The organism is Pseudomonas sp. NGC7 (assembly GCF_047159675.1).
Classification (GTDB): Bacteria; Pseudomonadota; Gammaproteobacteria; order Pseudomonadales; family Pseudomonadaceae; genus Aquipseudomonas; species Aquipseudomonas kermanshahensis.
Map to the genome: position 1 here is coordinate 5,497,785 of NZ_BAAFZY010000001.1, position 13,471 is coordinate 5,511,255.

The 13,471-nt window shown below is 63.8% G+C and carries 13 protein-coding genes; 6 read left to right on the forward strand and 7 right to left on the reverse strand.

The features are described from left to right. Nucleotides 1–388 precede the first annotated feature (388 nt). The gene (locus tag ACMCNM_RS24550) at nucleotides 389–868 is read right to left on the reverse strand and encodes an NYN domain-containing protein (protein ID WP_027595082.1); all 480 of its coding nucleotides are present in this window, start codon (nucleotides 866–868) and stop codon (nucleotides 389–391) included. A 70-nt stretch (nucleotides 869–938) separates the two neighbouring features. Then, nucleotides 939–1,706, reverse strand: coding sequence for a DUF2076 domain-containing protein (locus tag ACMCNM_RS24555; protein WP_412765594.1), 768 nt, complete (start codon nucleotides 1,704–1,706; stop codon nucleotides 939–941). A 166-nt stretch (nucleotides 1,707–1,872) separates the two neighbouring features. Here ACMCNM_RS24555 and ACMCNM_RS24560 point away from each other — a divergent pair, with 166 nt between their 5' ends. Continuing rightward, complete coding sequence (locus ACMCNM_RS24560) at nucleotides 1,873–2,529, forward strand: YciC family protein (RefSeq protein WP_412765595.1); 657 nt, start codon at nucleotides 1,873–1,875, stop codon at nucleotides 2,527–2,529. A gap of 88 nt (nucleotides 2,530–2,617) precedes the next feature. Next, entirely contained in the window at nucleotides 2,618–3,109 is a 492-nt protein-coding gene (locus ACMCNM_RS24565; RefSeq protein ID WP_186683003.1) for a hypothetical protein, read from the forward strand. A 20-nt stretch (nucleotides 3,110–3,129) separates the two neighbouring features. Here the strand turns inward: ACMCNM_RS24565 and hrpB are convergent, their stop codons facing one another. Next, on the reverse strand, nucleotides 3,130–5,658 hold the full coding sequence (gene hrpB / locus ACMCNM_RS24570) for an ATP-dependent helicase HrpB (protein WP_412765596.1): 2,529 nt from the start codon (nucleotides 5,656–5,658) through the stop codon (nucleotides 3,130–3,132). A 116-nt stretch (nucleotides 5,659–5,774) separates the two neighbouring features. Here hrpB and ACMCNM_RS24575 point away from each other — a divergent pair, with 116 nt between their 5' ends. Together ACMCNM_RS24575 and ACMCNM_RS24580 are read left to right on the forward strand one after the other, a co-directional pair. Then, nucleotides 5,775–6,194: a hypothetical protein gene (locus ACMCNM_RS24575; protein WP_027592641.1), complete on the forward strand. Its 420-nt coding sequence runs from the start codon at nucleotides 5,775–5,777 to the stop codon at nucleotides 6,192–6,194. A 24-nt stretch (nucleotides 6,195–6,218) separates the two neighbouring features. Beyond that, a complete protein-coding gene (locus tag ACMCNM_RS24580; protein WP_275747572.1) occupies nucleotides 6,219–7,088 on the forward strand; it encodes a cation diffusion facilitator family transporter in 870 nt (289 codons plus the stop codon). 282 nt (nucleotides 7,089–7,370) lie between these two features. Here ACMCNM_RS24580 and ACMCNM_RS24585 read toward each other — a convergent pair whose 3' ends face one another. After that, nucleotides 7,371–8,222: a DUF6515 family protein gene (locus tag ACMCNM_RS24585; protein WP_412765597.1), complete on the reverse strand. Its 852-nt coding sequence runs from the start codon at nucleotides 8,220–8,222 to the stop codon at nucleotides 7,371–7,373. A gap of 397 nt (nucleotides 8,223–8,619) precedes the next feature. On the opposite strand from ACMCNM_RS24585, the gene ACMCNM_RS24590 reads away from it, so the two are divergent. Beyond that, entirely contained in the window at nucleotides 8,620–9,096 is a 477-nt protein-coding gene (locus ACMCNM_RS24590) for an Lrp/AsnC family transcriptional regulator (RefSeq protein ID WP_003249795.1), read from the forward strand. A gap of 53 nt (nucleotides 9,097–9,149) precedes the next feature. Beyond that, entirely contained in the window at nucleotides 9,150–9,353 is a 204-nt protein-coding gene (locus tag ACMCNM_RS24595; RefSeq protein ID WP_027592638.1) for a DUF2788 domain-containing protein, read from the forward strand. A gap of 115 nt (nucleotides 9,354–9,468) precedes the next feature. Here ACMCNM_RS24595 and ACMCNM_RS24600 read toward each other — a convergent pair whose 3' ends face one another. From ACMCNM_RS24600 to ACMCNM_RS24610, 3 genes are all read right to left on the reverse strand, one after another. Then, on the reverse strand, nucleotides 9,469–10,104 hold the full coding sequence (locus tag ACMCNM_RS24600; protein ID WP_027592637.1) for a pseudouridine synthase: 636 nt from the start codon (nucleotides 10,102–10,104) through the stop codon (nucleotides 9,469–9,471). A gap of 6 nt (nucleotides 10,105–10,110) precedes the next feature. Then, entirely contained in the window at nucleotides 10,111–11,574 is a 1,464-nt protein-coding gene (gene amn, locus ACMCNM_RS24605) for an AMP nucleosidase (RefSeq protein WP_027592636.1), read from the reverse strand. A 71-nt stretch (nucleotides 11,575–11,645) separates the two neighbouring features. Beyond that, complete coding sequence (locus tag ACMCNM_RS24610; protein ID WP_186702357.1) at nucleotides 11,646–13,298, reverse strand: acyl-CoA dehydrogenase family protein; 1,653 nt, start codon at nucleotides 13,296–13,298, stop codon at nucleotides 11,646–11,648. Between the last annotated feature and the right edge of the window lie 173 nt (nucleotides 13,299–13,471).

A 13,471-nucleotide genomic window follows, 5' to 3' on the forward strand; every position in this document is an offset into this window, starting at 1 on the left:
ATGAGCGACACACTTGGTGGGGGTGCGTTGAGGTTGTGTGCTGGCCCGGGTGTTTGGCTTGAGGTTTTGGGGGTGTTTGAGATCGAGCGCCGCCCGCGCGGCGCATCGCGAGCAACGCTCGCTCCTACGTTTGTTTCGGGCCAATTATTCCTGGGGCATATGCGCGCGACCGCCTTTGGCGCATGGCGCGATATCGCGTCGAACAAACAAGGCGGTCGCGCGCAGCTACCACAGGCGTGACTGGCCCGAAACAGACGTAGGAGCGAGCGTTGCTCGCGATGCGCCGCGCGGGCGGCGCTCGATCTCCCAGGCGCTAAAAACCTAACGCCATGCCCCTCTTCGCCCTGACGCCATCAACACCCCTCCACCTCGCGCCCCAACCCCGCGCTCAATGCCGCAACAACAACCGCCCCTCAATAGGCACATAACGGCTCGCAGCACGGATCAGTGACATCGCCGTAAGCCCAGGCACGCCATACACCACCGCTTCGGCACCATGGCGCTGGATAACCCGCTCCAGCAACAAATCGAAGTCGCCATCACCGGAGGCCAACACCACCTGGTCCACGCGGCTGGCGGCGTCGATCACATCCAGGGTAATGCCCACATCCCAGTCACCTTTGGCCGAGCCGTCACTGCGCTGGATGTACGGTTTAAGGCGTACCTCGAACCCGAGGTTGCGCAAGATCTGCTGGAACTGCTGTTGCTTGCTGTCACCGCGGTCGATGGCATAGGCCACGGCTTCGACAATCTGCCCTTCACGGCTGACCTCGGCCCACAACGCGGCGTAATTGAAGTGGCAGCCATGCGCCTGGCGCACGGTGTAGTAGAGGTTCTGCACGTCGGCGAACAACGCGATCTTTTTCACGGGAACCTCATGGTCTGATGGAATCCGGGGCTGCCGTGCAGCCCCAAATGCCAGCAGTATGCCAGACCCGTCAGACGTAGGAATCGTCGTCGGAGAAGAACCCGCCGTCACCACCGCCGTAATCGGTATCGGCGTAACCACTCTGGTCATTGCCCCAACCGCCGTTGTCGGCCACCTGCTGCTGCCCGCCCTGGTCGTTCCAGCCGCCGCTGTCGCTGGCCGGTGTCGGCTCTTCCTTGATCACTTCCACCACTTCCTCTGGCTGCGAGTTGTGGTTGAACAGGCTGCTGATCCCTTGGGCCAGCAACACCCCGCCGGCCACGCCGGCAGCGGTCTGCATCGCACCGCCGAGGAAGCTGCTGGCGCCCCCTCGCGCTGGCGCTGCGCCGAAGCCAGCTTGCTGCTGTTGCTGCGGTTGCTGCGGGCTGAAGCCCGGCGCCGACGGTTCACGCCAGCCACCCCCGCCAGCAACGGGCGCCGAGGGGCGCTGCGGTTGCACGGCCGGTGGCGTGTTACGCCCACCCGAACCAAAGAGGCTCGACAGAAAACCACCGCCACCGTTGCTGGTGGGGCTGCTGTTACCGGCGCGGCTGACTTCGACCTGTGCGCGAGCTTGCTGGAGCTCCGCCTCCAGTTGCTTGTTCTGCTCGTCAAGGCGCTTGATCGCGGCTTCTTGCACGAGGATCGCCTGGGCCATGTAGTAAGGCGCTGCCGGCTGCTGGCGCACATGCGCCTCGATGCACGCCTGGGCCTGCGCGTCGCGCGGCTGGCTCGGGTCTTCCGCTTGCTTGATGCGGCCGAACAGGCTATCGATCAGGGTTTGTTCTTCAGTGTTCATGAAGCTACCTCATGGGGAAGCGGGACAACGGACAGCGTCAAAGATGGGGCGTTCAGGCACGGGATTCAATCACCTCGGCGGTGAAACTTTTTTCAGCAAGTGACAGCTACACGCCTGCTTTGGGCTAAAGTACACCCCTGCTTTTACTGCCATGCGATGTTGACCGATGAATCCGCTGAGCGTTCTGCGCGACTCCCTGTACTTCTTCCGCCGCCACCTGCCGAACATCCTCCCGCTGTGCCTGCCGCTGGTGGTGCTCGAAGCCTTAATCACCCAGCTGCTGTACCGGCAAATGGGCGACCAGGCGTCGCCGGCCTACGGCATGCTGGTCAGCTTGCTGTTGTACCCGCTGTACAGCGCGGCGCTGATCCTTTACCTCGACACCCGCAGCAATGGCCAGGAGATCGCCAAGCGCGACCTGTTTGCCCGGGCCGTGCAACTGTGGCCGCAGCTGGCCCTGCTGATTCTCATCAGCTCTCTGCTGATCATGGCCGGCCTGGCGTTGTTCATCTTCCCGGGCGTGTGGATCATGATCAACCTGGTGTTCGCCGAGTACCTGCTGGTACTGCGGGGCCTGCCGGTGGTGCAGTCGATGCGCGAAAGTGCACGGATGACCACCGGCAACTTCCTGCGCATCATGATTTGCGTGCTGGCGGTGCTGGCGCCGATCTGGCTGATCGACGGGCTGCTGCTGATGGCCTTCCCAGAGCCGTCCCCCGGCATGGAACTGGCCATGGACAGCCTCAGCGGCTTCTTGCAGCTGTTCAGCACCGTGGTGCTGTACCGCCTGTTCACGCTGCTGGAGTCTCCTGCCAGCAGCTGAGAACAGCGCCGTGAAAAGGTTCACGCTGCCCCCACCTGCCATGCCTGTCTACCGTGCGTGCTTCTTTAATTGAATTCGAGAAAGCACCATGGACGAAGACATCCAGGCGGGCTACGCCAGGTCATTTCGCGGCAAACTGTATGTACGGGCAGTCGGGCGCGATATTCCGTTGCGGTTAAGCCGCAGCACCGACAAGTTCAGCTGGGGCATCACCCCGGAAGATGACTGGCTGCAAGCTGGCGGACCAAAGGATTCGCCAGTCATGAGCTTCCATTTCGACTCCCGGACCGAAGATCGACTGCATTATCACATCAGCATTCCGGGTAACCCACGCACCAAAAAACTGGGCATTAGCCGCAATGGCTACCTGGGGTTTTACTGGAACGCCGAAGTGACAGATTTCTGGAAAATCGAACCGCTGCAACTGACCGATGAAGGCCTTGTTTGCTACCTGCGAGACCACAAGGGCCACAGGGTTGGCGCACTCCAAGATGATCCGCACTTCAGTGGCGACTGGATTGCCTTGCTCAATGTCGAGCAAGGCACGGTCGTGACCTTCCTGCTCAAACAGACGGCTTGAACGCAGTATCCATTAAACCCTCAGGTACCCCGTGGCTTGGCCCGCGCCGTGGCTTCGGCTACCAGCGGGTCATCCGGCCAATAGTGCTTGGGATACCGGCCCTTGAGGTCCTTCTTCACCTCGGCATAGGTCGTGCGCCAGAAGTTGGCCAGGTCCTGGGTCACTTGCACGGGCCGGCGTGCTGGCGATAGCAGGTGCAATTTGACCTGCTGTCGCCCTTGGGCGATGCGTGGCGTGTCTGCCAGGCCAAACAGCTCCTGCAGGCGCACGGCGAGGATGGGCGGGTTTTCACTGTAGTCCAGCCGTATGTGCGAGCCGGACGGCACGGCCAAGTTCGCCGGCGCCCATTCGTCGAGGCGCTGCGGCAAAGGCCATGGCAACAGGTTGCGCAGCATCGACGACAGGTCCAACGCGGCGAAATGGCTCAAGCGGGACACTTTGCCCAGGTAGGGTTGCAGCCAGCCTTCCAGGTTCGCCAGCAGGGCTTCGTCGCTTAAATCTGGCCATTCACTTTGCCCGGTCTTGTCCAGGTCCAGCTGACGTAACAACGCCACCCGCGCCTGCCACTGGCGCAACTCGGGTGTCCAGGTCAGCAGGTTCAAGCCTTTACGCCGTACCAGGCCGAGCAGGGCTCTGGCGCGGGCGTCGTCGTCCAGGCCAGGCAACGGCTCGCGGCTGAGCACCAGTTCGCCGACCTTGGTCTGGCGCTCGGCGCGCAGCACCTGCTCGCGGTCGTCCCAGTCGAGGATATCAATACGCTCGACCTGCTCGGCCAGCACGTCGTCCAGCAGTGCGGGGTCGAACTCGGCCGCCAGGTATATGCGTTCTTCCCGCTGGCCTTGGCGGCTGCCCAGGTCGGCAATCACCAGCCAGGGGCATTTCATCAAGGCATCGACCTCGGCGAAAAGGGCCGCGCGGCCATTGGCCAGGCGATACTCGGCACCGCCCTCGCGGCGCTGCTGGGCAACCCGGTCTGGGTAGGCCAGCGCCAACAGTGCGCCCAACCAGCGTGGATGATCAGGGTCGGCAACCCCGGCACCCGCCTTGCCACGCAGCAGCCCACGGTACTGGCGGGCCAGCTGCCGCGCACGCTGCACGCCGCCCTGCCCGCCTCGGGCTGTTTTGCTTTCACCGCTGATCAGCGCCAGCCGGCTGTGCAGGTCGGCGCCACCCCCGCGCTGGATATCACGCTCACCCAACAGGGCCGCGACATCACAGGCCATGGCCGCCAAGCCCAGACCCTGCCCGCGCAGCAGCAAATGGGCGATACGTGGGTGGGCCGGCAGTTCGGCCATGGCCTGGCCGTGCTCGCTGAGGTTGTCGCGGCTGCCCGCCTTGAAGGCACTGAGCCGTGCCAGCAGGTCCTGGGCCTGGGAGAACGCCGCCGCGGGCGGTTGGTCCAGCCAGTGCAGTTGATCAGGGGTGACGCCCCACCGGGCCAGTTGCAAGGCCAGGCCGGCGAGGTCGGCCTGGAGGATTTCTGCGCTGCCATGCGCCGCCAACTGGTCATGCTGGGCCTCGGACCACAGCCGGTAGCACACCCCCGGCTCCAGGCGGCCAGCCCGGCCGGCGCGCTGGGTGGCGCTGGCGCGAGAGATACGCTGGGTGTCGAGCCGCGTCATGCCGCTGCCGGGGTCGAAGCGCGGCACCCGTGCCAAGCCGGCATCAACCACCACGCGCACGCCGTCGATGGTCAGGCTGGTTTCGGCGATGTTGGTGGCCAGCACCACTTTGCGCTTGCCGGCAGGGGCTGGGTCGATCGCCGCACGCTGGGCATTGAGGTCGAGCTCGCCGTGCAATGGGCAAAGCAGGATGTCGGAACGTTCGCCCAGCATGTCCTGAAGGCTCTGATGAACGCGGCGGATTTCGGCCTGGCCGGGCAGGAATACCAGCACGCTGCCGGCCTGGTCCGCCAGCGCATGGAGCACGCAATCGACGACCCGCGGCTCAATGAACTCGCCCGGCTGGAACGGCCGACCCCAGCGGATATCCACCGGGTACATGCGGCCTTCACTGCTGACCACCGGCGCATCGTCGAGCAGCCGCGACAGCCGCTCGCCCTCCAGCGTCGCCGACATCAGCAAGATTTTCAGGGGCGGTTCGTCACGTAGCAGTTCACGCCCATTGAGGCTCAAGGCCAGGGCCAGGTCAGCGTCCAGGCTGCGTTCGTGGAACTCGTCGAAGATCAACAGCCCCACACCCTCCAGCGCAGGGTCTGCCTGCAAGCGGCGGGTGAGAATACCCTCGGTGACCACCTCGATACGGGTTTTCGGCCCGACCTTACTGTCCAGGCGAATACGATAGCCCACGGTCTCCCCGACCTTTTCACCCAGCTCGCTGGCCAGCCTTTCGGCCGCCGCGCGGGCGGCCAAGCGGCGTGGTTCGAGCATCACGATGGTTTGCCCAGCCAGCCACGGCGCGTCCAGCAATGCCAAGGGCACACGGGTGGTCTTACCGGCGCCGGGCGGTGCTTCGAGCACGGCTTCGTCGCGGTTTTCCAAGGCCTGGCGCAAGGCGGGCAAAACAGTATCGATCGGTAATGAAATCATGGTGGTCCTCGAACAGTCGGGCGAGTATAACGGCGAACCCAGCCTGCTCTATCATGGTCTTAGCATCAGGTGCTGGCGCTTCGCTTGCCCTGCTGAATACCTTTTCGGAGATTTACATGCGTATCCCATCCCGTGTCATCGGCGGCGCCCTCATCGTCACCTTGCTGACCCAGCTGACGGCCTGCGGCACGCTGTTCTACCCAGACCGCCGCGGCCAGATCGACGGCAAGATCGACCCCGTGGTCGCCGCCATGGATGCCATCGGCATTCTCTTCTACGTAATCCCCGGGCTGATCGCCTTCGGCATCGACTTTGCCACCGGCGCCATCTACTACCCGGGTGGCCGCACAGCCCAGGTCGCCCCAGAGAAACTGCGCGAAGCGGTAAGCCCGGACGGCAAGGTCGACAACCTCAAGCTGCAGGCCATTCTTGAAAGCGAACTGGGCCAGCGCCTGCCGCTCAACGACCCACGGCTGATCCAGCACCGTGGCAGCGTTGAGCAACTGGCCGCCTACCAGTTGGTACCGGCTGCCTGACCCTGACAAGGACATCCCCCCGGCATGATCACCCCGGCTGAACACCAGCGTCTGCTACGCCTGGCCACCCGCGCGTCACTGGCGGTGGCTAGCATCCTGGTCGTGAGCAAGGCGCTGGCCTGGTGGCTGAGCGGCTCAGTGAGCCTGTTGGCCGGGTTGACCGATTCGGCACTGGACGCCGTCGCCTCGTTCCTCAACTTGCTCGCCGTGCATTACGCCCTGCGCCCCGCCGATGACGACCATCGGTTTGGCCACGGCAAGGCCGAGGCCTTGGCGGGCATGGCCCAGGCGCTGTTCATCGCAGTCAGCGCGGTGCTGATCGGGGTGCAGGCAGTCGAACGCCTGCAAACTCCACAACCCTTGGGTGACACGGGCGTCGGCATCGCGGTCATGCTGCTTTCACTGGCCCTGACCGTTGCCTTGCTGGCGTTGCAGCACAAGGTCATACGCCTGACCGGCTCCACTGCGGTGCGGGCAGACTCCCTGCACTACCGCTCAGACCTGCTGCTGAACGGCAGCATCTTGCTGGCGTTGCTGCTGACCCAGTTTGGCTGGTCGCAACTGGATGCCCTGTTCGGCCTGGGCATTGCCTTCTACATTCTCTGGAGCGCGCTGCAGATCGCGCGGGAGAGCACCGCCATCCTGATGGACAAGGAGCTGCCAGGCGATGTGGGCGAGGCGATGTCCGCCCTGGTACTGGCCATCCCTGGTGTGAAGGGGGTGCATGATTTGCGTACACGGGTCTCGGGCAACCAATGGTTCGTGCAGTTGCACCTGGAGTTGCCAGGCGAGTTGGCGCTGCATGAGGCGCACAACCTGTGCGTGGCGGCATCGGAGGTGATCCGCCAGCGTTATCCACAGGCGGATGTGATGGTGCACGCCGACCCGGTGTAACCCTGTCCGGCCCTATCGCCGGCAAGCCGGCTCCCACCCGAACTGTGTAGCCTCAAAGCCTAGCGCCGCACCTGTGGGAGCAACTGTCTTGTTCAAATTTCTGAGGGCATTCCATCCTCTGGGAAATCAGCCAGCCCTTTGGACCGCGTTGTCGAGCAGAGAAGTGCTCGCAGCACCTCCGGCAGTCAGCTTGCCATTCACCGCTCTCACTCCTGATTCTAATACCCCCTCAAGACACAAGCCGGCTTGCCGGCGATAGGGCCGGATCATTCAGCGACAATTTCAGTTGATGCTGTAACCCCGCCCGCTGAAACAAGCCCCCAGCGCACGCCGGTAGGTATCGGTCACATTCAAAGGGGGTGCATAGGCCGCCGTCGCTGGGTCAAAGCCTGACTGGCTCACCGCCCAACGGTGGCACTGGTAGCGGTCCTGTTCCTGCTGTTCCTGCCCCTGGCCATACATCGGATAAGCCACCACATCATAGCCACCCGCTGCTGGAGCCATTGGCGCAGGCGCGGGTGCAACCATCGGCGGGTTGACCACCACATACTCGCGGCTGTCCGCCAGGTACTGGTAATAGGTATCGGCTACCAGGAAGTACAGCGCCCCACCCAGCCAAACCTCACGCGCATACGCCGGCAGGTACTCCACCCGCGCCCCATAAGGCGGTGCTACGACGATGTAACTGCCGCCGTGCGGTCGATACCAATAGCCGCCCGAATAGAAGTAGTCGTGCCCGCGGTAAGGCACCTTCCAGTAGCGATCCGGGAAGCGGTCGATGGTCTGCCCTGGGCGATACTGCGGCCCTGGCCCCCAGCCATTGCCATGGCCGTCCGGGCGCCCCTGCCAGTCACCGCCCGGCCGCTGCCCCGGCCCACCGGCTTGCCAATAGCGGTTATCGCCATTGTGCCGGGGGATGTCCTGGTAATAGCCCTGGCGCGGTGGCTGGGTCTGGCGTACTTCGTCGCGCGAGTTGAGCGGGGAGCGGCCCGCGGCAGCGCCGTTCGGGTCCTGTGGCCCGTTGCCGCCGTGGCCCCCGCCATGCCCCTCATCAGGCCCCTGCGCCACAGCGCCAAGGCTGATGCTCAACGTAACCAAACCAACACCTGCCCACTGCCAGATGCGCGACTTCATGGTGCCCCTCTCGATCAAAATGACTGCAGCCGCTGCCAGTCTACCGCGCCGGCCACACCGGCAACTTAAAATCGCGGACATGAAAAAAGGGAGGCCGTAGGGCCTCCCTTTGGGAATTGTCGTCCGTGCTCGGCACTTGTGGCGCCGGCTCACCTCACGCCGTCTTCTGGACGGTGTGTAGCCCGGGGGCCTGGCGGATCCTGTTGGATGGCTGGGCCGCGACCGCTCGCCTAGAGCGCGTCGCCGTGGACTGATGTCCGGGCAGTGATTCTGTGGATAAAGATACCGGGCAGAGGGCGACAGAGGATTGCGAAGATTGCTCAGATAAATAGCACTTGCGCAATTTTTCACCTTAGATTGATAATTCACCGCAATCTGAACAGAAAAGGCATATTCCATGAGCAAACTTGACCGCTACGACCTGAGCATCCTCGCCGAACTGCAGCGCGATGCGCGCATTTCCAACCAGGAGCTGGCCGAACGCATCGGCTTGTCGCCTTCGCCGTGCTCGCGTCGGGTCAAACAACTTGAGGACGACGGCTACATCTCGCGCCAGGTTGCCCTGCTCGATCGCAAGAAGCTGGGGTTGAGCCTGACCGCCTATGTACTGATCGGCATGGACCGCCACACCCCAGAGCGCTTCGAGACCTTCGAGGCCGCCATCCGCAACTTGCCCCAGGTGCTTGAATGCAGCCTGGTCACCGGTATGGACGCCGACTACCAGCTCAAGGTGGTGGTACCGGACATGGACCACTATCAGAAATTGCTACTCGGCAGCCTGACCCGCATCGAAGGCGTCACCAGCGTGCGTTCTAGCTTCGTGCTGAACCAGGTACTGGCCAGTACCGAGCTTCCATTGACCCACCTGCGTTGAATACTTCATCGCCCGGCGTATGATCGAGCGCTCAGCCTGCCTGGAGAACACTGATGGATCCCGCCGTATTCGAAGAATGGATGATGATCATCCTCGTCACCGTGTTGATCGGTTTCATGGGCTTTATCGTCTGGGACCTGGCGAAAAAGTCCAAGGCCGGGCGGTTTGGCACCCTGATCCTATTCTTCGTGCTGGGGCTTGGGGTACTGGCCTTTATCATCAAGAGCGTGGTGGTGGCGTTTCTGGAAGGGGTATAACAGCCGGGCATGGGCCAGGGACCTGTGGGAGCTGGCTTGCCAGCGATGAGGCCGGAACAAGCACCACAAGACAGTTGCTCCCTCAGAGACTTGAGCAGGCTTCGAGGTTTCCCAGTTATCTCGGTAGCTTGGCTGGGACTTCGCGCCAACAGCCTTGGTCCAACCCGTCCAACGTCCAGTCGCCAATCCGCACCCGCACCAGGCGCAAGGTCGGCAACCCCACCGCCGCCGTCATCCGCCGCACCTGGCGGTTGCGCCCTTCGCGAATCACCAGCTCCAGCCAATGGGTCGGCACGCTCTTGCGAAAACGTACCGGCGGGTTGCGCGGCCACAGTTCAGGCTCATCCAGGCGGCGGGCCTCGGCCGGCAAGGTCGGGCCGTCATTGAGCATCACCCCCTCGCGCAGGCGTTGCAGCTGCTCGTCGCTCGGCTCACCTTCCACTTGTACCCAGTAAGTCTTGGCCAGCTTGTGCTTGGGGTCGGCGATGCGCGCCTGCAGGCCGCCATGGTTGGTCAGCAGCAGCAGGCCTTCACTGTCGCGGTCCAGCCGCCCAGCCGGGTAGACGCCCGGGATGTCGATGAAGTCCTTGAGGGTCGCGCGCCCTTCACCATCGCTGAACTGGGTCAGCACGTCGAACGGCTTGTTGAACAGGATCAGGCGCGGCTCGGCCGGCGGCGCCTTGGGCTGGCGACGCGGGTCGGCAGGCCGCGCCTGAGGGCGGCGCGGCTTGGAACGGGGTGGCAGGGGCATGGATCCTCAGCGGAACGGCGGCTCATCGAAGCTGCGCAGTTTACGCGAGTGCAACGAATTGAGCTCGGTACGTAGCAGGTCGAGGGCGGCAATGCCGATCTTCAAATGCTGGCTGACCGCCCGGTTGTAGAACGCGTTGGCCGAGCCCGGCAGCTTGATCTCGCTGTGCAGCGGCTTGTCGGAGACACACAGCAACGTGCCGTACGGCACCCGCAACCGGTAGCCTTGAGCGGCAATGGTGCCACTCTCCATGTCCACCGCCACCGCACGTGACAGGTTGATCAATGGCCGCTCCTGGGCCCAGCGCAGTTCCCAGTTACGGTCATCGTAGGTCAACACAGTGCCGGTGCGCAGGCGCTTTTTCAGCTGTTCGCCGCGCTCACCGGTCACCTGTGCTGCCGCCTCCTGCAAGGCCATCTGCACCTCGGCCAGGGCCGGGATCGGAATGTTTGGCGGCACCACACGGTCAAGAATGCCGTCGCGCCGCATGTACGCGTGCGCCAGCACATAGTCACCGATGGTCTGCGACTGACGCAGGCCGCCGCAGTGGCCGATCATCAGCCAGCAGTGCGGGCGAAGCACGGCCAGGTGGTCGGTGATGTTCTTGGCATTGGAAGGGCCGACGCCGATGTTGACCAAGGTCACGCCGTCGCCATCGGCGGCGATCAAGTGGTAGGCCGGCATCTGGTAACGGTGCCAGACCACGCTGGCCACCAGGGCCTGGGTTTCGCCATGGTCCATACCCTTTTCGATCACCACGTTGCCCGGCAGCACCATGCGCACGAAACGCGGGTCGTCACGCAGTTGCTCAAGGCCATGGCTGATGAACTGATCGACATAGCGGTGGTAGTTGGTCAGCAAAATCCACGGCTGTACATGCCGCCAGTCGCTGCCGGTGTAGTGCACCAGGCGACGCAGCGAGAAGTCGACACGCGCGGCATCGAACAGCGCCAGCGGCAGGGTTTCGGTGCTGTCCCAGTCGTACAGGCCATCGGCGATATTGTCGGTGGCTGCCGACAGGTCAGTGCTGGGGAACACCCGTGCCAGCTGGGCGGCGGTGATGCCGCTGCCGGCCAGTTCGTCGCCCTGGTCGACCACGTACGGGTACGGGATGTTCTGCTCGCTCACACCCACTTCCACTGTCACGGTGTAGTCGTGCATGAGCGGGCGCAGTTGCTCGAGCAGATAGCCACGGAACGCGGCTGGCTGGGTGACGGTGACGCTGTAGGTGCCGGCGACCTGGACCTTGGCGTAGGCACGCGTGGTGGCCGCGACCTCACCCTGGCTGTAATAGGTCAGGCGCAGCGCGGGATAACGGAACAGCCCGCGCTCGTCGGCATCGGGCTCGGTTCGGTCCTTGAGGTAGCGCTTGAGGGCTTGGCTGAGGGCACCGGTGGCCTGTTCATGCAGGGCCGCCAGACGGTCGACGGCCTGTTCTGGGGTATCAACGACTACAAAAGCGTGGCTCACACTGTGCTTCCTGTCTGGACATGCATGTGGACCATCTTGCCTGCCTTCGTGGGTAAATACACCCCCATTGATCAGTCTTGCCAGACCGGCGTGGCCCTTGCCACCAGCGCCTGCACATCCACACCCCGCGGCAGCGCGCCATAGGCCCGACCACCACCGGCCAGGCGGCTGCCGATGAACGCATCGCTAACCACCGCATTACCCGCCTCCAGCAGCAGCTTGGCCTGCAGCGCCAGTGCAATGTCCTCGGTCAACTGACGGGCGCGGTACTGGATGTCGGTGGTGTCGGCGAACGCCCCCTTGAGGTTGCCAATGTGCGCAGCCAGCCGTGGGTCGCCATGGCCATCACCCAGCTCGGTGAACAGCGCGTCCAGCACCCCCGGCTCCTTGGACAAAGCCCGCAACACGTCCAGGCACTGCACATTGCCCGAGCCTTCCCAGGTCGAGTTGACCGGTGCTTCGCGGTACAACCGCGGCAGGATGCTGTCTTCGACGTACCCGGCCCCGCCCAGGCATTCGGCGGCCTCGTTGATCATTGCCGGGGCACGCTTGCAGATCCAGTACTTGCCCACCGCTGTGACCAGCCGGGCAAAATGCGCCTGCTGCGGGTCATCGAGCTGCTCCAGGGCCTGCCCCATGCGCAGGCTCAGGGCCAGCGCCGCCTCGCTCTCCAGCGCCAGGTCGGCCAGCACGTTCTGCATCAGCGGCTGCTCGTTCAATACCCGGCCGCCGACCTTGCGGAACGCGCAATGATGGGCGGCCTGGGTGAGGGCCTGGCGCATCAGGGCACTGGAGCCGACCATGCAGTCGAAACGGGTCATGGCGACCATCTCGATAATGGTCGGCACACCCCGCCCTTCTTCACCCACCATCCACGCCAGGGCGCCCCGAAACTCGACTTCACTGGACGCATTGGAGCTATTACCCAGCTTGTTTTTCAAGCGCTGGATATAGAACTGGTTGCGGTTGTCATCCGGGCGATGGCGGGGCAACAGGAAGCAGCTCAGGCCTTTTTCGGTCTGGGCCAGGGTAAGAAAGGCATCGCACATCGGCGCCGAGCAAAACCACTTGTGCCCGACCAGTTCATACGCCTGGCCAGGGCCCGGCGCACCGACCGGGTAGGCGCGCGTGGTGTTGGCACGCACGTCGGTGCCGCCCTGCTTCTCAGTCATGGCCATGCCCAGGGTAACCCCGGTCTTGTGCCGGTCCCCGACGTTGCGCGGGTCATATTCGCAGGCCAGGATTTTCGGCAGCCAGTACTCGGCCAGTTCGGGCTGAAGGCGCAGCGCCGGCACGGCGGCGAAGGTCATGGTCAGCGGGCAGCCAGTGCCAGCTTCGGCCTGGCTGTGCAGGTAGGTCATCGAAGCCCGCGCTACGTGGGCACCGGCGCGGGGTTCTGCCCATGGCAGAGAAGGCAGACCGTGCTCGACGGCAGTGCGCATCAGCTCGTGGTAGGCCGGATGGAACTCGACCAAGTCAATACGATGGCCATAACGGTCGTGGCTGCTGAATTCGGGCTTGTGCGCGTTGGCCAAGAAGCCCGCAGCCATCAGCGGCCCACCGGCCAAGGCACCGTAGGCATCGATCCGCGACTCGGCCCAGCCAGCGCCAAAACGCCGCGACCACTCCTGCAAGGGTTGGTCAAGGCGGTACAGGTTGGCGCCGTCGAGGGACGGCGGCTGGTTGGTGACTTCGTGGGTTTCAGCGTACTGGTGCAGGTTCATTGGCAGCTCCTGGATCCGTGCAGGCCTGAAAGTCCCAGTGAAGCACTCCCTGGGGGTCAGTCAAAGTGACAAAAATGACTAATCGGGATGGCATTTGGCTGCGGCGGTGATTATCGGACGACATCCAAATCTGCATTTCGTGTAGGAGGCTTCCTAAACCATTCTTCCAGTGA